Consider the following 25,451-nt stretch of genomic DNA (forward strand, 5'->3'; position numbering starts at 1 on the left):
ATACTATTATTCTATGACTGGTTCTTCTTTTGGTAACTTGGAAAGATCATATCCATAAACTTGCTCTGCAAGAAGCAAGCGTTGTCCTTGGAATTGATCATACAAGCTTAGTCGGTAAGAGCCGCCTCGTAATTTCTCGAAGAAGCTATCTTCGACGCTCCAGTTCAGTGTCTGGCTAGTTCCCACTTTCAGATCAGTACCAGGAGTCAACTCTTTCTCGAAAACTTTTCCATTTTGAGCTGTAAAGGTTAAAATCCACTTGTGTTCATTCTCAGCCATCTCAATCTCTTCGCTACGAGTAAGCGTGTAATTCATATCAACTTGTACTGAATTGCTACCAGCCAGATATGCACGTACACTGTTAGAAGTAAGTGTAAATGGATAGAGATCAATATTGGTTAAAGAACCTTGAACACTAATGGAGGTTGGAGGTACTTCAAATGCCATAGCATTGACATAAGCAGTCGCTTCCCCTTCGCCCGTTACAAATTTGCTGTCTGCAATACCTTCACCCACAATCAGGCGCAGGTCTGAGAAGGTAACAGACTTCGGAATCTTAGCCCAGAACGTAACAATCGACTTCTGACCCGGCCCAGGCAGACGCTCTGCTTGCTTCGCAGTTGCTCTGTAATACTGGCCATCGGAAGTTTTGAAGTATCCAACAAGTTTGCCTAGACCACTCTGACGCAGTGACTTGTTCGTCATTTCGAATTCGGTATATACGATATCCGATGACGTTCCTGGATAACGAATTGTTCTTCGAACACCCATCTCGGTCTCTTTATCTGCAATACCATTTGTATAGGTCTTACCCGTTGCTACGTAAGATACGGGCTGGATCAAACCGGACGTATTTAATGTGATCCACTCATTCGTTTCTTCTTCACTAACCTTTTCGATCAAACTTAATTCCAATCGTCCCATACGAAGCTCAGAAGGAATTTTGGTCAACAGATAAGCCTCCGTCGTCATACCCGCCCCAAGCAGTTTTCCACTTTGCGTATAGATTAACTTCTTATCTCCATCGATTTGAGCCGAGTCAATGGTAAACATGGCTTCGAGCTCTGGAAGCTGCACCGTTTTGCTGCCGGCATTGCGAATCGTTACTTTTGCAGCCACAATGTCACTATCTGCCCAAGGTAAACGCTGTAACGATCCCAACGAAACACCAAACGTTCCTTTACTATTCTTGATGACCGTCTCTGTTGTCAAACCATCTCCAGTGGTTACAGATTGCGGAATGGCATATACGCCTACAGGATAAGAGAAAACAAAGCTACTTGTACTCGTTGGAGTCGTTGTATCCGTGCTCTCAGTCTTATCCACAGGACTCATCGCGTACAGCTTAATTTTGCTTGTGTCCCCATCACCTTGTAAGGTTGCGTTGAGTTTAATCGTTTTAATATCTCCTGGATTAAGCTTTAATGCGTCCAATGCTTTGGTTTCAATCGGATAAATTGTTCCGTCAGCAGTTCGTACTTCAAATGAATATGTTGGTACTTTAACAGCTTTCTTGCCTTCGTTCTTAAGCACAAATTGCATATTCAAATCATATTCACCGTCATCAATACGTACCTTTGCTGATTCCAGCAATGTAGATAACCGTTGTCCCTCAACAGATATCATATTCGGTTGATTCGCAGCCACCTCTACGTTCGTTGCTTTGCTTGCCTCAGGCAGTTGCAACGTAGCAACAGGTAAGACCGTCTTCTCTTCACCCTGCTCTTCCACCAACAATAGTTCAGACTTTTGCAGCTTCACCGATGTAGGGAGAAATGCCATCAGACTGAGTGCCTTATTAGCCTGAGCCTGAATGCTAACGCTTGTACTATCCTTGTCTGGCGTCAACGGATAATTCTTACCACTTGGTGTACGCAAGATCCATTTGATATTCGGATTTTCGAGTAATTTATAACTAATATTGTTTAAATTCACACCAATTTTGACATATTGATTCTTATCTTCACCTGGGAATACTTTAATACCAGACACTTTCACCTTCACGGCAGAATCACTTAGACGAACCGTCTTCGGTTTGCCTACGGGTGTAGTAATACTATAGGATGCGGGTACATTAAACTTACCCAGCGTACGTTCATAGTTAGATTGACTGAAATCCCACTTCACGATGAGGAAGTTCAGATCACTCAGCTTCACATCGCGACCAACCTTCATGACGTAAGTTAGATCTACCGTTGACCCAGGTGCAACTGTTTTCTTTTCTTGGTCCTTCGCAATCAGTTTAGGTGAGAACAGCGTTCCGCCTTTAGTTTCTACTTTACTCCAATAATCAAGCATCAACATTGGGGTACTGTCATTGTTTTTGTATGACAGAGTATATGTGACGACGTTGCCTTCATCTTGTGCCAAGATGTTCACATCCGTTAATCTTACGGAGCTACGTGCGGTTACTTTGACAGGAGACAAGTTACTCAGTGTATGTACGACCTTGTTCGTTGATGTTGTTTTCTTTGATGCACTGCTATTTGAACTGGTGGCAGACGTTTTATTCGTTGTGCTCGCTGCCATCGCAATGCCAGCGGTTGAACTGATCAACAAAGCACTTGCGAGCAAGCTCACAACCATTTTCTTTTGATCCACTTCCAAACCTCCCATAAGTTGCTTGTTGCTTTATAGTATAAACGTTTGGAAAGGGGAGAAAGTTACGATGTTGTTGTGTTTTAAGCAATTTATAGTCTCTAAAAGACAATATAAAAAAGGAACCACAAGGGCTCCTTTTTTACTAAAATAGACTATTAGTTTTGCAATTCAAGTGCAGTAGAAGTATTACCAGCCAAGTCAGTTACAGCAGTATCAGCAACTGTACCCAATGTAACTTGGTTAGTCGCATCTGTTGCAGAAATAGTTACTGTCAAAGTGGTGTTCGAAGTCCAAGTACTTGAAACTGTAGCAGTTCCAGTTTTGGAGTATGCAGCATCAACAGCAGTTTTTACAGCTGTTTGACTTGCTGTATCGATAGCTTCGCTAAACACTAATGTTTGTGTAGCATTTGCTGTGAAGGAATTAGCTGCTGGCAACTTAGTAGTTACTGTTGGAGCAACATCATCATGAATTACAGTTGTTGCAGAAGCACCATTTGTAGTTCCAGCGCTATTAGTTGCTTTAACAGTAATTGTGTTTGAAGTATTTGCAGCCAAAGTTACATTCGTAGTATATTCTCCGTTAGCGTTAGCAGTAACAGGAGCAACAGCATTACCATTAATTGAAACAGTTACTACAGCGTTTGGAGATGTTACACCAGTTACTGCATAATTAGCAGTTTTTACACGTGTAGCACTTGTTACTGTTGGTGCCACAGGAGCAGTCGCTGTGGAAGCTGCGATAGATACAGTTCCAGTAGCAGTATCAGAATCGCGGGTGTCAAATGATTCAAGTTTCAAATCAGTTTTAGCTACACCATCTGTTCCAAATGCAGAAGCATCTACAAAGTTACCGTTATCGTTAGTGAATACTACGCTAACTGTACCAACATAAGCAACATCAGAGAAGTCAAGAACAATTTTATTGTCTCCAGTTGCGCTAGTCAGTGCACCTACGTTTTTAACTTCGTAGTTATCATTTGCGCTTCCGTAACTAATTGTAGTTCCATCAGCTTTAATCACTTTAAAGTTATCTTTAAAGTTCGCAGTGTTTTTAGCTTTTACCGCTTCATCAAGATTAATTGTCAATTCCGAATTAGAAGAATTAAATGCGATATCTGTTCCAAGATTAATTTTACCACTCGCCGTTTTGAGTACAGATGGAGCAATAGTATCCAAAATTGGAGTAGTGCTTCCTGCCAATGGAGCATTCACAAGATTTTTAGCAGCATTTGCAGAGAATGTTAAAACTTCACCAGCATTTGCACTAATTTTGTTGCTCAGGGTCAATTTAACAACTGTGTTGTCAGTAGAATCAACAACAGCATTTGTTACAGTGATTCCACCAGCAACAGTGAATCCACCTCTGTTAACACTAGATACTGGTTGGTTGAACTTAACCAATACTGTATCTTTAGCAGTTGCGTTAGCGCGTACTACTTCAAAATCAGCATTGATTGGAGTATTACCAGTACCACCAAAAGTTTTAGAGTATCCATTCAAGAATACGCCCGCTGAACTCTTAACACCTTGAATTGTAAGTTCGCTAACACTAGCAACATTAGTAGGCAAAGTGATAATTACACCTTTATTATCATTCACTGGGGTAATGTTAGTACCCGCCGGCAATTTACCAGTTACAGGTGTTGCATTGTTAGTTCTTACATACTTAACGAAATAGTTGTCCGGGTTAAGAATAGATGCTGTAGAAGATGTATCCATAGATTTATCAAATGTTACATAGTAAACATTTGCGTTACCAGTTACACTTGTAACACCTGGTGCTGCAGCATCTTTAGCTTCAAGTGAAGTAGTGTAAGGAAGCATTGTATTTTTCAAAGTTGTAGTATCTTGCAATCCTGACAACTCAACAGTGTATTTACCAGACTCAAGAGCTTTGGAGAATACAAGTGTGAATTCTTTAGTGGAACCTGTAGCTCCACCTAAGATGGATACACCATAGTCAGTTACAACTTTACCATCTTTATCTTTCACAACTACATTAGAAGTTTTGAAAGTAGTCAGGTCAACTGGTTTAGTGAATGTGTATTTAACACGATCATAAGTAGTTTCATCATAGAGAGCACTTACTACTTCTGGACGAGTTTGGTCAACTACAGGGTTGATGGACACTTTAGTGTCAGCTGCAATTACGTTGCTGCTGAAGTCAACAATGTTTTGAACATACAAGTCAGTTGCGACAGCTGGAAGCTTAGCAGAACCACTGAAAGTCAACTTGAATGTTTTAGAATTGATTTTCTCAACAGTGTCGTTAGCGTAGTGTTTAGTAGAACCACTCAGCCAGTAGTAGTTGCCACCTTTGATTGCTTCGGAGTCTTTAACGTCTTCGCTAAATACTACTGTAGCTCCCTCAAGTGTAACATCTTTTACTTCTGCAACTGTTGGAGCTGTTTTATCTTCAACAACTTCGAAGTCTTTAGAAACTTCAATCAATTTGTAAGGAACATAATCTTGAACTCGGTCATTAATTGTCAAAGTATGTTTACCAACACTCAATGTGCTGAACACTTCGATGATCAATTCGCGACTACCCGATCCAGAAATCACTCCAGAAATTGCTGTTCCATCAAGTTTGAACGTGGATGCAACAGAGCTGTTAGCTTCTACTGGCTCAGAGAAAGTAACTTTGATTGCTTTGTTACCCAATCCTTCAACACTTTCAACTGTTGGCAATACAGAATCAACTGGCTTGAACTCGATGTCTTTTTGAGTCACGAGTTTAGTTGTGTCAGATCCTTTAAGGGAGTTTACAGAAAGTTTGTAGTCTTCTTGATTAAGAAGAGCGTTTGTCAAAGTCAGAACAACGGATTTTCCACCGTTTTGAAGTTCTGCAGACTTGATAGACACATTGCTATCAGCATCGTCTTTAATTGTGTAAGTAGCTACATTTTCAGCAGATGCTTTATTAACGTCTCCATCAAAATTTACAGTTACTTCTTTCAAGTTAGTAGCAGTTACGCTCTGAACTTTAGTAGCTGTAGTTACTACATAAGTAACTTTCTCAGTGAACTCTTTATCTTTGTAAGTGAATTTCACTTCAGTTTCTTTGTTAGCTTCAAGAGCTTTATCCAAAGTTACTTTAACGGATTCACCGTCGCTGATTTTGAAAGTAACAACTTTACCAGCTTCGCTTACTTCATAAGAAGCAACTTTCAAGCTTTGAGCTTGATCGATTGCGTATGCTGCACCTACCAACAACTCACGGGAAGCGTTAGCGCTGAAGTTAGCTTTAGCGTCGATCAGACCAGCGTTGATCGCTGCTTGAACATAACCTTTAGCCCAGTCAGCTGCGTTGTTGTTAGTTTCAGTTGGGATTTCCAGGTCAAGTGCACGAGTCAAGATGGTAGCCATCTCGGAAACAGTTACTTTACCGTTGAAATCAAAGATTTTTTTCTCTACGTTTTTACCTTCCATGATACCCGCAGCAGTTACTGCTTCGATGTAAGGTACAGCCCAGTTTTTAGCTGTGTAGTTTTTGTCGTTGTAAGAAAGAGTTCCTGTGATCTCTTTCAGACCAAGCAATTTAGTGATGACTTTAGCGAACTCAGCGCGAGTCATGTCTTTATCCAAACCTGCAGTACCATCTGGATAACCAGTGAAGATACCTTTTGCTTTCAATGCATCAAACTGTTGTTGTGGCGAAACCGCTGTATCACCGAATGCTACAGATGCAAACATTGAGAATGCCATTGCTGTAGACAGAGCTACGGATAAAATTTTCTTCATAACCTTTTTTTCTCCTCCTTGGGCGTTCATAACATTGGAATTTTCTTTAATAGGGTCGCTCGTGTTCCTCATTCTATTGTCGCACCCCCTTTCCAGAGTCATGAGCAAGTTAATATAAATGATGTCTGTGAGCATATCACAGAAACTTGTAAACAAGAATAATAATAGATCCATACGAAAATAGAGTAGTTTCCTAATCCTACCTTACGTATTATACAATGGGTCTTCCGTGCCGTAAAGCAATTTTTTCTAATAAATAGACAAGATTCTTCACGAGGTCAATCTTGGTAAGTTCCCCAATGTTTTTGACTCTACATCTTAAACGCAACAGATTTCAAAAAGTTGCGAATTCAGCAAAAAAAGTTTTGAACTTATTTATGTATTGATGCAGTGCGGGTAAAGGCGAGGTTCAAAACCTTTAAATCTGTGATACTGAAGCAAGCTGTGCGTAGTGATATCTCGTATGAATGGATGGGAACGTTTATTTATACCCGTTAACTCGCTCCATGAAGCGACAAATTCTTCTAATTGTAAAAAATAAATAAAAGGCATTCCATATGGAATGCCTTTCGCGCAGCACTGGTTCTATAACTTAGCGAATTTTCATCGCAAGATCGATAATTTGAGCACGCATTTTTGGATCACTATTCAATCTCAGATACATATCGTCAATGGGCTGTCTGTTCTCCCGATACGTCTTCTCATGCTTCATGGTAGTGTGGGACCATTCAATCAAATCATTCTCAGCCAGAACCAAATTGTTATACGCATCATGGAAGCCAGTGCTCTGTACGAGTCCTTCCATCACTTCTTGGGAAACTTCCTGTGTCTTGCGTGTATCTTCCAACTTTTTCTCCAAAATGACTGCCTGCTTCTCGAACTGTGTCTTTGCCTTCATGTAGCCCAGCTGGGCTCTCGAATAAATCGGTTTCATTAGCTAACTTCACCCTCTAGATCATTGTGTATTTACCGTTATTGTATCTTAAACTCTAGCAAATTACAAAAATAGTTATTGGTAAAAAACAGTTTTCTTCTATTATAAAAGTGTTCTTTACCAGTTGTTTTACAGTCATAAAAAGACCTGCCCCTCTAGTCCAAGGGACAGGTCTTTCCGTATTGAATAGTTTTCTATACGGATTAGCTCAAGTTTTTAGGGAACAGCTTCGTGCTCTTCTTAAGTAGTTCAACTGCAATTTTGGCAGCTTCTGCACGAGTCATATTACCCTTTGGATTGAACTGATACTGAGCTTTGGTTGCGCCAGGCACCGTGACCGGGCTTCCTTCCATGATTTTCGCTTTAGTTATCGCGAGCACAGCAGGACGAGCATAGAATTCAATAGAGCCTGAGTCCAGGAATGACTTTCCAAGCGTAGCAGCTAGTTTACTGTCGTTCGTCGCCAAATTGGAGTTCATTGCACGAGCAATCATAACGGCTGCCTGTTCACGTGTAATTGGCATTTCCGGTTGGAAATATCCATCACTCAACCCCGTAACGATACCTGCCCGAGCAGCTGTCTCGATAGCTTCATAAGTCCAACGATCGGACTTGGTGCTGATTGAGACGTCCTGGAACGTTTGTTGGTTGGCATAATTCAACGGAATATCCAGACCTCTAACGAGTAACGTTGCAAATTCTCCACGAGTTGTCTGATCATCTGCACCAAAAGAACTTGCTCTCAATGGATTCATAATTCCTTTGGAATACAAAGCATTAAGCAAATTACGAGCCCATGGGTGGTTTGTAATATCAGGATAACTTCTACTCAATTTCATTACTTTGTAGTATCCGAACTCATCAAATGGTACCGTAATCGTGTGACCTTTTGTATCAACGACTCCCCCAATAGGAATCCACTTGCCTACATTGGTTTTATCTGAGTATCTGAATACTGTAATGGTAGAACCTACATCGTCTACAATGGAAGGATCATAAGCGATCGTCAGGCTACCTCTTTGGGATGGAGTTAGGACTCTCTCAGCAGCATATTGCGTAAAGTTCCCTTCCAGACTGTAAGGAGCCAAACCATTGGTTCCTGCGCTATAGCCACTTTCTCCTTTATCTCCAAGCTCCCCAATACCACCGTGAATCCAGTAAATATCAGAAATTGGTGTAAAGTTGCTTGTATTGAGTGTTGAACTAAACAAACCCGTAAGTTCAGGCGATACAGTAATGAAACTTTGTGCATTTTCACTACCTTCATCCGGAGATCCGATCCAGTTACCGTAGTCATTTTTTCTCTCTACAATCCCTTTATCCGGATCAGCAATTCCGAACAAAATCTTGTTATCTGGATAGAACTTGGTCATATTTCTTACTGTTGTGGATTGCAGAACCGTTCCCTTCGGAAGTGAAAGCTGCAGCTCTTTGTTAAATACAGTATATTTATTGGCCACTTTCGGAGCCATGTATTGCGTATCTGTTGTAATTGTAGAGGTATAGAATACATTGACTGTGTCATTAATGGTTCCGCCCGGACGAGTAATTTGAATCTTGATTGCGTTATTTTTGTCGGGTTTCAAACCTACATAGTCCAGTATAAAACGATTGTTAGAATCCGTACGTTTAACCGCTGGCTGCTTATCAATAACAACCTGAGTAGCCCCTTCTGCCTCAATATCGAATCTTACAAAGTTTTTATTAACAACAATCTTATCTCCTACGGTTGGCTGAGGAGCAAGAATGCGATAAGAAGATGGTTCACGTACAATCTCTAAGCGCTGAGTTGTTCTAGCACCTGTTCTATTAATAAGTTCGAGTGTATATACGTGCGTTCCAGGTGCATCAAATTTCAGATTTTGAATTCTTACGAAGAACTGATTTTCATTACCCACAAAATCGAATGTAGGCATTCCGTTTTCACCTAATTTATTCGTTTGTAGTACACGATCAGTAGCTTGTGTATGGGTGAACACTAGTTTGGAGCCAAAATAAACGTTAGCAATTTGTGCTCCACCGCCATTAATCACAAGATCATAATTTTCTTCACTTGTTACATATTTATCTTCTTTGAATGCAAATTCAGGCGTAACCGCGAAGATTTTCTTCAGTTCGTCCTGTGTATAACTGGTTAGAGCCTTATCAACAAAGGGTTGTCTGGAATCCTTAGGAACCAGAGTAGGCATAAAGGTGGTAACTGTTGATTGGTTCGTATCAATAACATTGATTCTAAGCGTTGTTGTTATGGTTGTAGGCTTTTTGTTGGCATCCTCATCAATTGCACGAATCACAATCGTGTTCTCACCATATACTATTGGCCCTTCTTTCAACACTTTTAATTTAATGGAAAAATCTCCATCGCTGTTCGGGAAACCTGATGTAACCTGTGTATATTCAGTATCTTTAAGCACCTTACCATTCACTACAAGCTCGGGTTTAAAGTTACTCCCCAGCGTCTTAAAACCGATAAATTTACCTTTAACAGACATGGTCTCTTCCGTACTCTTCGAATCAAAACTATACGTTTGTCCATCTTGCAAATTCTCTACATAGATCGAACTAACGGATGAATAAGAAATCTTGACTACTTTGGGCAAGTCAGTCGGTTTACCGAAATAAAAACGAATTTGCTGTTCACCAGGAATGAATCCTGAGATTTGATATATCTGTTGCGTATCTTCTAGCTTCATGTCAAGCGTTGTTGGTACTGCAGCGATTTTCAGTTTAGTAGTTCCTGTAGGAAGGTATTCACCAAATAATTCTGCTGCATCAATTTTTTTGCTGGATTCTACCAAAATAAAGAATGTATCGCTTTTCACTCTTGATCCATCCAGTTTGGTCTTGGACTCTATCGGGCCACTTTTGTAATCCGGGAGGTAGTACATATTCAAGATATCCTGGGAACCTGGCGAATACACGTATCCTCCAGTAAATCCTGTGCTGAAGTTACCATAAGTAAGGCTGACTTTGACTTCCTGATTCTTCTTGACATCAGTCCCGCCTTCTTCTAACTCCATTTTGAAAGGTGTGTCCACTACAAAATCCACGAGTCGATATTCCAAACTAATTCCGTCTGCTCCTGCAATCGCAGTTGTTTTGGTTACGTGAAAAGTGAATGTTGTAGGTTGAGCTATATTGCTATTCGATAATGTAATCGTTCCGTTCGTTGGACTAAAATCTGAACTACTTGCTGAATAAGGCAATAATGCTTGTCCAGACAATTTGCCTTCTGTTTGTCCCACTATTGTAAAATCCGGATTTGCATCGTTTAATATGGATTGCGTCTCTGTCCCTACCGTTAAGTCGAGCTTGGTGAATGGTTGGTTTTTATCAAAATAATACACCGAACGCTCCGTTTCAATGGAGTTTGATGCACTTGATATTTTAAATTTCAACGTATTTATTCCTGCTTTAAGCTTAAGCTGCGGCAAGAAAAATGATCCATCTTGTAACATAGCCGAATCAAAAGAATCGCTACCATTTACTGTAACGGTAACCTGCGTAGCGTTTTGCACCTTACCTTGGATAGATACACGTTCCGTATTAACGACTGTCTCAGAACCTGCGTTAAGGTCGTAGGTTGCATTCCCTGTACCTCCAGAAACAACCGTGGAGATTTTGAAGTTCTCTATATATGGAGCTTGATCATACAAAACATAAAATGTATCCGAACGTTCAACAGAACCCTGTACTCCTAGGAAGGTAATCTTGTTGAATCCGGGAAACAATGTAAGGTTGTTTGCGTTAAACTTGTTGTTCCCACTGCTATCTGCAGTGACTGCAGTTGTAATGGATTTCGTTTCATCTGGAACCCACTTATTCACACTGCCTTCAGTCGTGGAATTCAGCTGTTCTACTTTTACTTTCATCGTATCCTTGGAAACAAATGCATATGAACCCGAGATACTAATGGTTGATGTTGATGTGGTATATGCGTTACTTCTGGAAAGGAATTCTTTGCCTGTCTGTCCTGAAACCAAAGACAAAATGGATGTTTCCCTTAATACCTTAATATCTGGCGTAAAGTAAGTTGAATATGCGTTAGATCCTGTACCGTCACCGTCCGCAGCCGAAGCAACGGCCCCACCGAATAGACCCTGTGGGAACAATGAGAACACCATAGCGACCAACATGATCCATGCCAACGGCCGTTTCTTTTGTTGCATTACGTATCATCTCTCCTCTTTTTAAGTCAGTTACCGTTATATATCGGCCGAAAGGTTCCAATTATTTAGTAAAAACAGCAAAATAAACAAAAAACCTTGTCCACGAGGGACAAGGTTTGGGTTGAAAGAATATTCAATAAGATCAGTAAACGAGCGTTTCTATTTAGGATTTTGAACGGGTCTCCGGGTTCAACTTGACGCGCATGCGCATCAGGAAGTTAATGACCGGCCTTCTGGTTTTACTTACAAGTCCGATGACTTCTGCTCCAACCTGGAGGAAGAACATCATGATACAGATCACGACGAACGTTACCCAGTTGGCTTCGAACATCGCAGCGGAAGATTGGATAATCGCAAGTACACCGAAGAATGCGGCAATACCGTAGATGATCAGCACTGTCTGACGGTGACTGAATCCAAGTTCACGCAAGCAGTGATGCAAGTGACCTTTATCCGGTGAGAAAATCGGTTTCCGTTGTACCGCACGACGAATGATCGCGAAGAAGGTATCCGAGAGCGGCACACCAATAATGATCAACGGTGTAATGAAGGACACGACAGCAATTTGTTTGAATCCAAGCATGGATAGCATTGCCAGAGAGAAACCAAGGAATAGTGATCCCGTATCCCCCATGAAGATCTTGGCTGGGTGGAAGTTGAAGAACAAGAAACCAACAATACTACCAAGCAGTACAAGACACATCAAGGCAATCATCATATTACCCATCAGGAAGGACATCACAGCAATGGTACCAATGGCAATACCGGACACACCGGCAGCCAGACCATCCAGACCATCAATCAGGTTAATCGCATTTGTTACACCAACGATCCAGAGAATCGTCAGCGGAATGGACACCCAAGCTTCCAGTGAGGAGTACGCATCCTGAAAAGGAATATTGACGAAGTCTACACGGATGTTGAATCCGAATACGACTACAGCAGCAGCAACAATTTGTCCGAGCAGCTTCACTTTGGCTGACAGTTCAAAACGGTCATCCAATGCACCAATCAGTACGATGATCGATCCACCAATCAGAAAAGCACTGACAAAGCTCATGTCTCTTGTCGTAAACCATGCCGACACAAAAGGAAGCAGTGCAGCAACCGTAATGATAAAGGCCAGGAAAATCCCTAGACCACCAAGACGCGGCATAATCCGAGTGTGCACTTTACGAGCATTCGGCGTATCCATTGCTCCAATTCTGACTGCGAACTTTTTGACAAGTGGTGTCAGGGCAAGAGCCAGTCCCATTGACACGATAAATCCAATGATAAAGATCGCTACCATTTGAACATTCGACCCCCAATTATAATACCTGTAAGAAATTATAAATCCCCTGATCTCTTTTTATATATAAATTATTGTTCGTCACTTTTAAGAAAAATACCATTTGCACCAGAACGGAGAGGGCAGAAATAACCTGTAGAAGCGAAGCGTTCGCCTTTATCACGGGATTTCAACCTTAAAAAGGTTGATAAAAGAAATCCAGGGATAACAGCGATCAAAAGGTTATTCTGACATCGGAGTGGCCATGTGCAACTAAAAGTTTTTAATTGAGTGGCACACATGTAATCCGGAATGAATTATACGCTGATCACAGGGGAAATGCCAACCTCAATTTTTAGCAAAAACGTTCATTTTACGCGTAATAGCCTAATTTTAACGGACTTTAGTCACGTTTTCTTTGTCCCGCATCACTTTGACAGCGAATTTCGGAAGCGCAAGCATTCGGCCAGCCCGACTAGGTTCGCGAAGCAGACGATAAAACCATTCCAGTCTTAACTTTTGGAACACTTTAGGTGCACGTTTGGATTTGCCCGAAATCACATCAAAGCTGCCTCCAACCCCCATGGTAACGGGAACTTGAAGCGCATCTTTGTACTTGTGAATCCACGGTTCCTGCGTGTCTGCCCCACGTGCAACAAACAGCAGATCAGGTGCAACTTCACGGATGGAAGCGACAACCTGCTCGTCCTCAGCCGGACCAAAATAACCGTCGCGATAACCTACAATTCGAATCGCCGGATATTGCTCTTGTAACCGAACTGCCGTTTCTTGAATCACCTCAGGTGTGGAACCGAGCAGATACACGCCCCACCGATAGTTTTCTCCAACACGCAGCAATTCATGTAAAAGATCAAATCCAGGCACCCGCTCTGCCACAGGCTCCCCACAATAATTGGCAGCCCATACAACACCTGTTCCATCGGGAACAATCATTTCTGCAGATTGCATAACCTTCATCATCGCTGGATTCTCCAGCGCGGCCATGACCATGATGGGATTGGCTGTGATGACATGGTGCGGCTGCTTTGTAAGCACTGCTTGGCGTAGAACCTCCACCGTTTCTTTCATTGTTAGTTTGGAAAAAGGAATACCATAGATTGAAACGGTAGGTATTGGTCCGGTCTGATTCATCTTATTTCACCCTTTGCGGCCTAAATATTTAATAATTTGCTGAGCAGGCACTTTGGCTTCCTGCTTCAATTCGGTGATGCCTTCTTCATGTTCCTTCAGCCACTGTGAACGCTGATCCAACAGGTTAGCCACCGTCTTCGCCAGTTTATCCCCATCCAGCGCATCCGTACTGCCCACGGTTTCACTATCCAGACGCAGCATGAATTGATCAATCTTCGGATCATACGAGATACCAACGGGTGGAACATACTGCGAAGCTGCATAGATTAGACTGTGCAGACGCATGCCGATAACGACATCACAATTGCTGACTTCCTGCAGCATCAGCTGCGGATCGGTGAGATCCTTGGTAATGCTTACTTCGCTACCCTTGTTACCGAGGTCACCGAGCATTTCCATGACAAACCTTGAAGCCTGTTCATCAATCGGTAAGTGAAACGGCATAAAGCGCAAGTGAACGGCCTTTTTGGAGCAAAGCTTCTTGAGTCCAGCAGCAATGGCTGTAAGCTCTTTACGATCCGACTCCCAGAAACGTACGGATACGCCGATCACCGGGAGTTTGGTATGAACGCTTGCTCCTTGAGCATTAACCGCGATTGAACTTACTTCTTCCGCTTTGGCTTCAGGCAACGGCAGACCCATCACCGGGTCAGGAACCACATGAATCTGATTCCACTGCAATCCGAGCCCGCGCAAATATTCAGCAGATTGTTCATCACGCACAGATACATAATTACAGGCTTTGAAGACCGAACGAATCATCGGATTGAATATTTTGCGTTTTACAGGTCCAATGCCCTGCGCATAGATAAATGTTGGTTTTTTCAACCATTGGGCCAGTTTGATGACGCCCAGGTAGTAAGGGATGGATTTCAGTCCGGTTGCATCCTGCAGCAGACTTCCTCCTCCACTTATTAAACCATCACTTTCCTTGATCGCTTCGCGAACTTCCTTCAACTTCATCCGATGTACTGAACGTACACCATACATTGAAGTGGTCCACTCCGGATCACCGGAGAGCACAATCGGCTCAATCGTGACATTCGATCTGTGACTCTCCTCTTCCAGCGCAGTCAAAATTGACTTTAGTACCGCTTCGTCTCCACTGTTGTGGAATCCGTAATATCCTGAGATGACTAACTTTTGAGAAGTGGTGACCATTTTTTCCAACATCCTTCCGCTACTTGCCACACACCCACAGCAACGATACCGAAGATTAAGCCAAGTCCCAATCCCATCACTCCACGAATGAGTGACAATACAGCTGGCGTATGGATATGCGCGAACGTATCCACCATGGACAATTGTCCAATTGCTGCAATAATGAGCACAAAGATGACTTTACGATATTTTAAAGCGGCGAACACGCCAACGATAAACAGCGGGTGTCCCAGCATAAATTCTTTGAATCTTGGCCGCACGCCGAATGTATCTTCCAGCGTTGTACGTAGGAACATCTCGAACGGTGTAACCGAACCCGAGTTGCCTGTACGGCTCAAATAATAGTATCCAACCACAGCAGCAACCAGTGCCAATACAACCATCAATACGTTAATCGGTGTACGAAGAATATCCTTAATTTGTTTAATGGAGAACGTACCCGAACCACGGTAAAACACAATATATATCGCTACCAGCGCCATAGGTGCAAAGTGCAACAGGCTAACGCCTCGGAACTGGTTGATCACCAGACTGTACGTAATGCTGTTCAGCAATGCGATGACAAAAGGCACCGCCAGGAACGACAGAATCGATGTTCTTACATATAAGAATAACGTTTGTGCCAGTCGACGACCCGCAGGCGCGTCTGGCTGACGCTGTTGCTGATAGTTCACTGTACGAACCGCCAGCACCATCGCAATGGTTGGCGCACTAATTGCGACCAGTAAGGCAATTCCTTGTTCCAGCAACGTCGGTTTGAGCAAGAACAATCCGGCACTGCCCACCAGTGCCAACGCAAATACCAGCAATGTCAGCAGTGGCACAAAATATGAAACCATAAGCGTAATCATTGCGATTGCACCAATCAGGGCAACCAGCTTGGCATAACGCTGAATGGAAGAATCTTTAACCGTGAACGCTTCAGCTTGTCCCAGTTCAAAGCCGTGTTTGCCCATACGTTCAATCGCATGACCTGGCTCACCCAAACTATTGATCAGATTATCAATTGGATTGGTGATCATGGCTTTGGCTGTATTCCGACTTGGCGAAGCATTCATATAGATCATACGAATGTTGCGGTCTTTGGTAGCCAAAACAAAACGGTCAGCAATGGTGTCTACATCCAGATTGGCATCCCCGTCACTTAAGGAGTACAGACGAGTTACATTGTAGTCAATTTTATAGGAGAGAGTCTCAAAACCGGATTGTGGTTTCTTCAAATTCTCAATAGCCGCCAGTCCAATATGGTGCTTGTTCAGCAACTGGGCAAACATATCGATACTCTTCATCTCTGCATTATCATTGTACCCTTTCACAGCATCACCATCAAACAAGATGCGCTTTACCCCATTCTCTTCGAAGAAGGTAAGCAGGCGTTCCATGGATTCCTGATTGTAAGGCACACTGTCTGAGATCCGTGGCAAAATGTAAAATCCTTTATCACGCAGCATCTTCACGGCAACCGGATCTGGTTGCAAAGGCTGCATGTTGGCATTCTCCGGTGGAGTCTGCAATATTAAGCCGCTACGACCTTCATATTCCCATGGAAGCACAGGAATCTCCCGATCGGCGAACGTTTGTTCAATGATAGGGGTATACGTTTGTGCATTTTCCTCATTTGTGAATAGAACATACGTGTAATTATCGTTAGCAGGAATGACATTTTGGGTCATGTTCGCAAGATCCTGCCCGTTATATACCATCAGACGGCGGGACTTCTTCAACTCATCCAGTGTACTTTCGAACACCGCCATGGTTGTCACTCCGGCGTCTTTCAACCGAGTCAGTTGTTCATTCATAAAGTCTTGCGGATGGGCCTGATAAGCCGAGATATCCAATAGCCCCCGATAATTGAAGACAAGCTCCACCTTTTTGGCGGAAGATTCCGTCTGCACCCGATCACTGATGACAGGAATGGAAGCAATCAAACCGATAATGACAACAATCCACAGCCACTTCCGTGAAGCGGTATTCCAATAAAGCCATTTTTGACGCACTACATGTACCTCCTCAAGTGTTGGAACCAAATGCACGTTCAGCTCATGATTTTCATTGCAAAATAGTGAATAAATACCGGATACAAACAGCTTGTGTCAACAAACGTGCATCTATCCGCAATTCATCCAAAATAGAAGTAGACATTTACCCTTTTTACCTAAAAGAAAAGCCCCTCCGCCAACCAACCTTACGGTGCGGAGAGGCTTTCTCATGTTCTTGCTCAGTACTTCATACGTATTTATTGTGCGTCTACACGCGTCATCACCGTAGTAGCCAAACGTTCGATACGGCTTTCCGCGTCTTCCAGGTTCTCTCCGCGCACGGCGAAGTACACTTTGATCTTCGGTTCTGTTCCCGAAGGACGCAGGCAGAACCATGATCCGTCTGCCAAAATAAATTTCAGAACGTTCTCTTTCGGCAAGCCATCCAAGCCAAGGGAGTAATCCAGCACATCTTGTACAGCGATGCCAGCTACTTCTTGTGGCGGATTAGAACGCCAGTCGGTCATTTTCGCCTGAATTTGAGCTACGCCATCCTTGCCTTTCAGGGTACGGGACTCCAGCTTCTCCAGGAAATATCCGAATTGGCTGTACAGCTCTTGCAGGACATCATAGAGTGTTTTGCCTTGGTTTTTATAATAAGCAGCTGCTTCAGCAATCAGCATTGCAGCGAGGACTGCATCCTTGTCACGTGCGTAGCTGCCTGCCAGGTAGCCGTAGCTTTCCTCATAACCGAACAAGAACGTGTGGCTGCCGGTTGCTTCGAACTGGTTCATTTTTTCACCGATATATTTAAAGCCTGTCAGGGTGTTCATCACTTCTGCACCGTAATGCTCGGCAATGACCGCTCCCATCTCGCTTGTTACAATCGTTTTGACAACCGCGCTGTTCTTCGGCAGTTTACCTGTCTCTTGCAATCGACTCAACACATAATGCACCATGATGGCTCCGGATTGGTTACCCGATAGTACGAAATACTTACCATCCTTGTCTTTCACTACCGCACCCATGCGGTCAGCATCCGGATCTGTACCAATCAGAATGTCTGCATCTACGGATTCACCCAGCTTCATTGCAAGTGTAAATGCTTCGCGCTCTTCCGGGTTAGGGGATTTCACTGTGGAAAATTCAGCATCAGGCTGTTCTTGCTCTGCCACAATGTGAACCTGCTCAAAACCGATCTGTTCCAACACACGACGTACAGGCACATTACCTGTTCCGTGCAGTGGAGTGAAGACGATTTTGAAATCACGGCCGACGCCGGATTGAATCAGGTCCCGACTGAGGCTCAGGCTGGCAACGGTATCAACAAATGCCTGATCTTCCTCTTCCCCAAGCCATACGAGCAATCCTTGAGCCTCGGCTTCTTCCTGCGTCAGCTTTTTCACATCCGCGAGGGAAGGAACTTCCTGAATGTATTGAATGACTTTCTCCGCTTCGTGTGGTACCAGTTGGCCACCCTCGTGGTTGTATACTTTGTAGCCATTGTATTCAGGAGGATTATGACTTGCTGTCACCACAATACCGCCGGTTGCTTGCAGATGACGTACACTGAAGGAAAGCTGAGGCGTAGGACGCAGGGATGTAAACAACTTAGCCACAATGCCATTTCCAGCCAGAACCAAGGCAGCATCCAGTGTGAACTCAGGTGAGAAATGACGGGAATCATGTGCGATCACTACAGAAGGTTTACCTTCTTTGTCGCCATGCTGCTCCAGCAAATAACGGGCAAAACCTTGCGTTGCACGACCCACGGTATAACGGTTCATCCGGTTGCTTCCCGCCCCGATCACACCACGCAATCCACCTGTACCAAACTCCAGATTTCTGTAGAAACGATCCTCCAGCTCTTTCGGGTGATCCTGCAAATCACGAAGCTCCTGTTTCGTCGCTTCATCAATCGAAGCATCCTCCAACCACTGCTGCAATGTTTGTGCTGCTGTTGTGCTTAACTGTTCCATTCCTGCAAACCCCTTCCTTCTATATAAAATTCAATGAACTGCTGAATTATACAATCATTAGCTTGGGTCAGACAGTGCGAACATGATCTCGCCTTCTGCTACCACTTTATCGCCTACTTTGGCTGTAGCTTTGCCTTTACCGATTGAACCTTTAAGACGTGTAATCTCCACTTCCAGCATCAACGTATCTCCAGGCACAACTTGTCCACGGAATCGGAAATTATCCAGTCCCGCCAAAAAGCCGATTTTGCCTTTGTTGCCTTCCAAATTAAGAATGGCTACTGCACCAACCTGTGCCAGTGCTTCTGTAATCAGCACACCCGGCATAACCGGATACTCTGGAAAATGACCAATGAAGAATGGTTCATTAATGGTTACATTTTTTAATCCAACGGCACGTTTGCCATCCTCAATCTCTAAAATCTTGTCCACCAGCAGAAACGGGGGACGGTGTGGAATAATCTCTTGGATCTGTTTGATATCGAGCACAGTGTAATCTCCTCTCGGGATGTTTATATGAGAATTCTCCATCATAAAGTTCTCATGTGCGCACAGGTGACCGTTACGGTTATGGATCGTTCTTTCGATCGCTGTTGTTTCCGAATGTTTCTGAACTATTTTCAGATGAATAACATTCGGAAACAAAGGCGAGCGCTTCGCTTCTTCTGAACGATTCCGTTCCCTCCACCGACTTTAGTGCGGACATGGAAAATCTGATTATGATCAAGTCGGGCCTCATATAAAAGGTTTTTAATTTTAATGTTGTATGGAAAGCATATTTTCGGTTAACACTAGTTATATCCTTCATGACTGCAGTAGTGAAGGTTGAGATAAGGGGTCTCTCTTCGCGATGACGAATGTCTTTCGCAGGGGAGGCCTCTTTTGACGTCAAACGTCATCCATCATTATACTGTTTTCAACGCCAAAAAGAAAACTCCTGCCTGCGCAGGAGTTTTGCATATATCGTTCATCTACGGAGCGAATACTAAATCATATACATGTTCCCATGTACTCCACTGCAATACGGAACCGATATCCTGTTTGCCCAGTACCACGTAGCCAGCCACCAATCCGCCAGCGAGGGCAAGAACAAGCAGGACCGGAACCAGAAACCATCTTGCGATGCGCCATCCACTCTTCTTCTTCTTGACTTTCGTCTTATCCGGCTTGCTGTTCTGCTGCTGTGTATCTGTCATCACATTCACCTTTTATGCTCTCATATTGTTGGCAAGACCGGCCATAGAATCACTGGATGTCAGCGCACGTGCCGCCAGTTGGTAAGTCCGCTGTCCTTGCATCAGCAAAGCCATCTCTTGTGTCAAATCCACGTTGGATTGTTCAATGTAGCCTGCACGAATCATAGCTGTCGCTTCACGTGTAGCTGCATTGGCTCCAAATACATCATCCTCGGTCAGACCCGCATCCAGACCAAACAGGTTATCCGCATACTGCACAAGCCCTTCCGGGCGCTCGATATCAACGAGTTGCAGTTGGGCTCCAATCGTTGCATTGGCCTCATTGCCACGACGGATCAACAAGTTGCCTTTTTCATCAAATGCAACCTTGCTGTTATTCGGTGCCGTAATGCGATTACCTTGACGATCCAATGCAAAGTGGCCTTCGCCATTGACCAATACCATCATGTCTGGCGCATTGGGATTCGTTTTGGGTCTTGTATCAGGGACAAAATGAAATGCACCCTGACGCGTCCACATTTTCTCACCATTCGCTTCAACGGCAAACATCGCATTGCCTTCAATCGCCAGATCGGTAGGACTGCCTGTCTCATTGAGCGTACCCTGACTCATATCCTTTGTCACATCAGCCAAACGTACACCAAACCCGAGGTTGTATCCCATTGGGGTCGAGCGTCCATCTAGCTTATACTTGTCCGGTTGCTGCTGCACACGTGTCAGTACATCTTCAAAGGCTGCTTGCTTACTCTTATAGCCTGCCGTATTCACGTTGGCAATATTATCGGAAATGACATCCAGACGCTGCTGTATTCCGGTCATGGAGACCATTGCACTAATCATGGAATTATTCATTCGGTGGTTACCCTCCCTGGTTCTACCCTCCCAAACCCTCCCTGGTAGGGAGGGCCCCAGATGGCGCTGCCCTCTGGACTCCCGAAAACAGGCGGAGTGGGTGCGTGGGGTACGATCTTGCTAAGTGACGATGGTGTGTGTGCGCCGCGACTGCCCAACTAATATTTACGCCATAGTTTCACATGGCTAAATATTAGTTGGGCACGCTCTTTGTGCGGCGAGTAGCTCCGCGTGGTCTCTCCTTGCTTTGCTTCGCAAAGGACTGTCGAGACCGTCGCTACGCTTAGGATAATGCTACGCAATCCTCGCATAGGCTCGGCTGCGTTTAGACCTTTGCGCTCCGCGTGGTCTCTCCTTGCTTTGCTCCGCAAAGGACTCTCGAGACCGTCGCTACGCTTGGGGTAATGCTGCGCAATCCTCGCATAGGCTCGGTTGCGTTTTGGCTTTGCGCTCCGCGTGGTCTCTCCCTGCTTTGCTCCGCAAAGGACTGTCGAGACCCTCGCTGCGCGGCTATATTATACGTTGGCGTTATACACGCCCAACTTCATTGACGGCTTTATCCAGACTGCGGTCGTAGAATTGTACGACCTTCTGGTTCGCTTCATAAGCACGGAATGCTGCGTTCATATCTACAGTTGCCTGTGATGCATCTACATTCGAACCTTCCAGGTAGCCCTGACGGATCTGCACATTATCACCGGCAGCCATCATCCGAGCGGTTGCACCATTCTGATCATTCAGGCTGAAATTACCATCGCCTTGACGTACCAGTTGGTTGGGTTGATCGATGACGCTGATTCCCAATGTGACTCCTGTGGGTGCACCCGTCTCTGCATTGACGAGACGACCTTGCTCATCCACTTTAAATTGGTCTACCGAGCCTGTCAATACAACAGGTTGTCCATTATTATCCAGAACCTGTGAACCTGTTGAGCTGAGCAGCTGTCCAGTTCCTGTAACCTCGAAGTGACCATCACGTGTATATCTTCTGTTGCCTTCTGCATCCTGTACTGTAAAATACGCCTGAGGTTGGTAAGTTACCGTGCCATCAGCTCGTACAAATTTGCCTGAACCGTCAAACGGGACAGGTTGTCCTGTCTGTGGATCATTCACGGCCAGATTGGACGAAATGGCAAAATCACTCTTTTGCCCACTTTCCATAATGGCTCCCTGCAAATTCATGGACAAACTTTCTTCCGCGAACACACCTGTGTTCAGCTTGCCCAGCCGCTTTGTCGGAAGATTGGCATCTCCGCCTACCAAAGTAATGAGCATTTCCGGAAAAGAACGGCTTACGCTGTTCACTTGTTTATATCCCGTTGTGTTCATATTTACGATGTTCTGCGTTGCGGTGTCATGGCGGCGTTGTTGCGTAATCATTCCCGCGGTAGCGGTGTACAGACCTCTTAACATGTATTAACCCCTCTCCTCAAGCGCTTGTCCTGCATTACAGGATGGCTGCTTGTCCGTTCTGCTTCCCGAGCTTGGGCGAACCTTTGCTTTTTATATCGGCAGATTAGAACTTTTTCTTAACCACCTGATCCAAATTATTCAACATAATGCCAGTCCCCTTCACGACACAATGCATCGGATCCTCTGCAACCCATACCGGTACATGCAATTCATTGGACAACAGTTCGTCCAGTCCGTTCAGCAAAGCGCCTCCACCTGTCAACACGACACCTCGGTCAATAATGTCTGCCGCTAATTCTGGTGGCGTCCGCTCCAATACCGACTTGGCTGCCACGATAATAGATTGCACGGAATCCCATAGCGCCTCTTGCACTTCATTTCCCGACACCGTTACGGTAACAGGCAAACCGGATACCATATCCCGTCCGCGAATGTCCATCTCTGTTTGACGACCACCCGGATGCACGGAACCAATCGCAATTTTGAGATCTTCGGCTGTACGTTCACCGATCATGAGTTTGTATTTGGCTTTGATAAACTTGGTAATCGCTTCGTCGAACTTGTCCCCTGCGACTTTAATAGAAGAGGCGGTGACTACGTCGCCCATAGACAGGACTGCAACGTCAGTCGTTCCGCCGCCGATATCCACGACCATATTGCCGCTCGGCTGAAAAATATCCATCCCCGCACCGATCGCTGCCGCTTTCGGCTCTTCTTCCAGAAATACTTCTTTGGCACCGCTGCGCTCAGCAGCTTCACGGATAGCCTTCTGCTCCACGGAAGTAATGTTGGTTGGTGCACAGATCAGAATACGCGGGTGGCTGTACCAGCTTCTTGCTCCCACACGATTAATGAAATGTCTAAGCATAGCTTCCGTAATCTCGAAGTCCGCAATAACACCGTCACGCAGCGGTCTAATGGCAACAATGTTACCTGGAGTACGCCCCACCATACGACGCGCTTCTTCCCCAACAGCAAGGACCCGCTTCGTATCGCTTTCAATGGTCACGACGGAAGGTTCATCGAGGACAACCCCACTTCCTTTCACGTGAATAAGCACGTTCGCCGTGCCAAGATCAATACCGATATCCTTGCTAAACATAAAAGAGCCCCCAAAGTGATATTATTTGGTCAGCGTATCCTGTGAAAAAGAGTCCCTTATCACGTCACCGCTCGTTCGACAAAGTGCAACATATATATGTAAAAATCGGGCTGATAAGATGTCATAATTCGATCCTGTACCAGCTTTTAACATATCATACTTCAGGGGAGGGATTCAATGCATGTGTGAGCTTTTTGGCCTACGTCTTTCCGCAGGTCTCTACGATTTAGCGGAAGCCAGCACCTCGCGTTTTTTACCGCTTGTTTTTTTGTATTTAATTTTGGTCGCTTCACCGCCCCGCAAATGACGGATGGACTTGTGATACTCCAGAATGTGTTTCACCTGGTCAGCAAGATCAGGGTTGATTTCCGGCAGACGCTCCGTCAGATCCTTATGCACAGTACTCTTTGACACGCCGAATTCCTTGGCAATGGTACGGACCGTATTCCTCGTCTCAACAATGCAGCGACCAATTTTTATGGTCCGTTCCTTGATGTAATCGTGCACGCTCCCGCCTCCCTACTGTGTGGATAGTTTGGTACATTATATGAGGAGCATGCCTATATATTCGCGGTTTAAAGGTGTGACAAGCTTCGAAGGTCCCATTATTTTCTGAAAAGCACAAAAAGAGCAGAGGAGAATTCCCTCTGCCCGTCATGTTGCTGCGGTAAAAATCATTTTATTTTTCCGGAAGATATCCTTGCGGGTTAACCGGTTGTCCGTCTTCGTAAACTTCAAAGTGAAGGTGGTTGCCCAGCGTTTTTTCCAGTTCATTAACGCCAGCCGATGCAATTGCATCTCCTTGCTTCACTTCATCATTCTGTTTCACTTTGACGTCAGCCAGGCTTTGGTATACGGTTTTGAGGTTATCACTGTGTGTGATTTCCACAACTTGACCTGTCAGCGGGTTTTGTTCAACCCGGGTAACTTTTCCGCCGAGCGCTGCTTTGACTTCGAACGTTTTGTTATCCCCACGTGCCAGATCTACACCCGTGTTCGGAATAAATGTGTCATTGTACTGCACCATCGCTGCTTCATGTTCCTCAGTTGAAGCTTCGTTGTCATAGAAAGGTTTTACTACCGAAATTTCGGACGGAACCGCTACCGGCCATACAAAATTCTCCGACTTTGCAACAACTTCCACACTTTCTTGTTCTCCGTTAACCGCTGTTCCTTCTGTACCCGATGCGCCCGTTTCTACTACCCCACTTGTAGGGTCCGAGTTCAGCGTTTTGTCGCCTGTGCCCTGATAGACCCACACTAAGGTTAGTATAATGCCTGCTGCTGCGATGTAGGCTGCCGGGAAGACCCAACGTTTGGACATTGCTCTTTTCCATGAAGAGGGCTGGCTAGCCGGTACTCCTTGAGTTGTTTTAGGAGTTTCTTCTTGGCCTGTTTTTTTGTTTTGTTCATTCATCTTAATCACCTCAGTAACAAGTGTTACCGGGTGCAACTCTTTTATACACGCGCGACTCTAATTATTTTCACAGAACTTTCAAAGAGTGCTATATAAGGCGAAAAAGGGGGATACACTGGACCACTCCGCGCGCAGAACAACCTTTCGGCCGCTGTTACTCCCAGATTTCTTTCTATCACCTTCTTCAAAGGTGAAATCCGGGAGTAAAGGCGGACGCTCCGCTCCTACAGCTTTTTTCTGCTCTCTCCGTTCCGGTGTAACTATTAATTGCAACTGATATAGCCAAGTTTTGAAAGCTCAGGAAGGGGTTGCTGGTAGAGAAGCCTGGATTGCTGTAATAGCCAATCCTTCTAAGAAGTGAGTTCATTAGCTGAAAGCAACATGATATAGGCTTGATTCGTTAATACCGATTTAAGGAGCCATAGGTTCGTTAAAGTGAGATGAGAGGTTAGCGAGGCCGCGGCACTAATGACTGTTCCA

16 protein-coding genes are annotated in these 25,451 nt (G+C 44.5%); all 16 read right to left on the bottom strand.

Translation table 11 applies throughout. The annotated features are described in order from the left end of the window. Positions 1-6 precede the first annotated feature (6 nt). On the bottom strand, positions 7-2,601 hold the full coding sequence (locus tag BUA17_RS10810; protein ID WP_083584667.1) for a hypothetical protein: 2,595 nt from the start codon (positions 2,599-2,601) through the stop codon (positions 7-9). A gap of 155 nt (positions 2,602-2,756) precedes the next feature. Continuing rightward, positions 2,757-6,419, bottom strand: coding sequence for a beta strand repeat-containing protein (locus BUA17_RS10815; RefSeq protein WP_072733615.1), 3,663 nt, complete (start codon positions 6,417-6,419; stop codon positions 2,757-2,759). Between the two features lie 520 nt (positions 6,420-6,939). Continuing rightward, a complete protein-coding gene (locus tag BUA17_RS10820; RefSeq protein ID WP_072733616.1) occupies positions 6,940-7,281 on the bottom strand; it encodes a hypothetical protein in 342 nt (113 codons plus the stop codon). A gap of 203 nt (positions 7,282-7,484) precedes the next feature. Continuing rightward, the gene (locus tag BUA17_RS10825) at positions 7,485-11,450 is read right to left on the bottom strand and encodes an S-layer homology domain-containing protein (RefSeq protein WP_072733617.1); all 3,966 of its coding nucleotides are present in this window, start codon (positions 11,448-11,450) and stop codon (positions 7,485-7,487) included. Positions 11,451-11,613: 163 nt separating this feature from the next. Beyond that, positions 11,614-12,741: a glycosyltransferase family 4 protein gene (locus BUA17_RS10830; RefSeq protein WP_072733618.1), complete on the bottom strand. Its 1,128-nt coding sequence runs from the start codon at positions 12,739-12,741 to the stop codon at positions 11,614-11,616. Positions 12,742-13,113: 372 nt separating this feature from the next. Continuing rightward, the gene (locus BUA17_RS10835; RefSeq protein WP_072733619.1) at positions 13,114-13,872 is read right to left on the bottom strand and encodes a WecB/TagA/CpsF family glycosyltransferase; all 759 of its coding nucleotides are present in this window, start codon (positions 13,870-13,872) and stop codon (positions 13,114-13,116) included. Positions 13,873-13,878: 6 nt separating this feature from the next. After that, positions 13,879-15,033 (bottom strand): polysaccharide pyruvyl transferase CsaB, encoded by a 1,155-nt coding sequence (gene csaB / locus BUA17_RS10840; protein ID WP_063567738.1) that lies wholly within the window; start codon positions 15,031-15,033, stop codon positions 13,879-13,881. Then, the gene (locus BUA17_RS10845; protein WP_072733620.1) at positions 15,009-17,030 is read right to left on the bottom strand and encodes a DUF5693 family protein; all 2,022 of its coding nucleotides are present in this window, start codon (positions 17,028-17,030) and stop codon (positions 15,009-15,011) included. The genes csaB and BUA17_RS10845 overlap by 25 nt, the downstream gene beginning before the upstream one ends. Positions 17,031-17,269: 239 nt before the next feature. After that, positions 17,270-18,991 carry a phospho-sugar mutase gene (locus BUA17_RS10850; protein ID WP_072733621.1) on the bottom strand — a complete coding sequence of 574 codons (1,722 nt, stop codon included), beginning with the start codon at positions 18,989-18,991 and terminating at the stop codon, positions 17,270-17,272. Between the two features lie 57 nt (positions 18,992-19,048). Further along, entirely contained in the window at positions 19,049-19,480 is a 432-nt protein-coding gene (gene fabZ, locus BUA17_RS10855; RefSeq protein ID WP_064641900.1) for a 3-hydroxyacyl-ACP dehydratase FabZ, read from the bottom strand. A gap of 482 nt (positions 19,481-19,962) precedes the next feature. Further along, positions 19,963-20,187, bottom strand: a complete 225-nt coding sequence (locus tag BUA17_RS10860; RefSeq protein ID WP_024632706.1) for a DNA-directed RNA polymerase subunit beta — start codon at positions 20,185-20,187, stop codon at positions 19,963-19,965. A 12-nt stretch (positions 20,188-20,199) separates the two neighbouring features. Continuing rightward, positions 20,200-21,039 (bottom strand): flagellar hook-basal body protein, encoded by an 840-nt coding sequence (locus BUA17_RS10865; protein WP_072733622.1) that lies wholly within the window; start codon positions 21,037-21,039, stop codon positions 20,200-20,202. A 528-nt stretch (positions 21,040-21,567) separates the two neighbouring features. Then, positions 21,568-22,452 (bottom strand): flagellar hook-basal body protein, encoded by an 885-nt coding sequence (locus BUA17_RS10870; RefSeq protein ID WP_063567733.1) that lies wholly within the window; start codon positions 22,450-22,452, stop codon positions 21,568-21,570. Between the two features lie 103 nt (positions 22,453-22,555). After that, on the bottom strand, positions 22,556-23,554 hold the full coding sequence (locus tag BUA17_RS10875; RefSeq protein WP_063567732.1) for a rod shape-determining protein: 999 nt from the start codon (positions 23,552-23,554) through the stop codon (positions 22,556-22,558). Positions 23,555-23,773: 219 nt separating this feature from the next. Next, a complete protein-coding gene (gene spoIIID / locus BUA17_RS10880) occupies positions 23,774-24,061 on the bottom strand; it encodes a sporulation transcriptional regulator SpoIIID (protein WP_024632710.1) in 288 nt (95 codons plus the stop codon). A 172-nt stretch (positions 24,062-24,233) separates the two neighbouring features. Next, positions 24,234-24,971: a M23 family metallopeptidase gene (locus tag BUA17_RS10885; protein WP_072733623.1), complete on the bottom strand. Its 738-nt coding sequence runs from the start codon at positions 24,969-24,971 to the stop codon at positions 24,234-24,236. Positions 24,972-25,451: the final 480 nt, after the last annotated feature.

The organism is Paenibacillus sp. ov031, assembly GCF_900143165.1.
Classification (GTDB): Bacteria; Bacillota; Bacilli; order Paenibacillales; family Paenibacillaceae; genus Paenibacillus; species Paenibacillus marchantiae.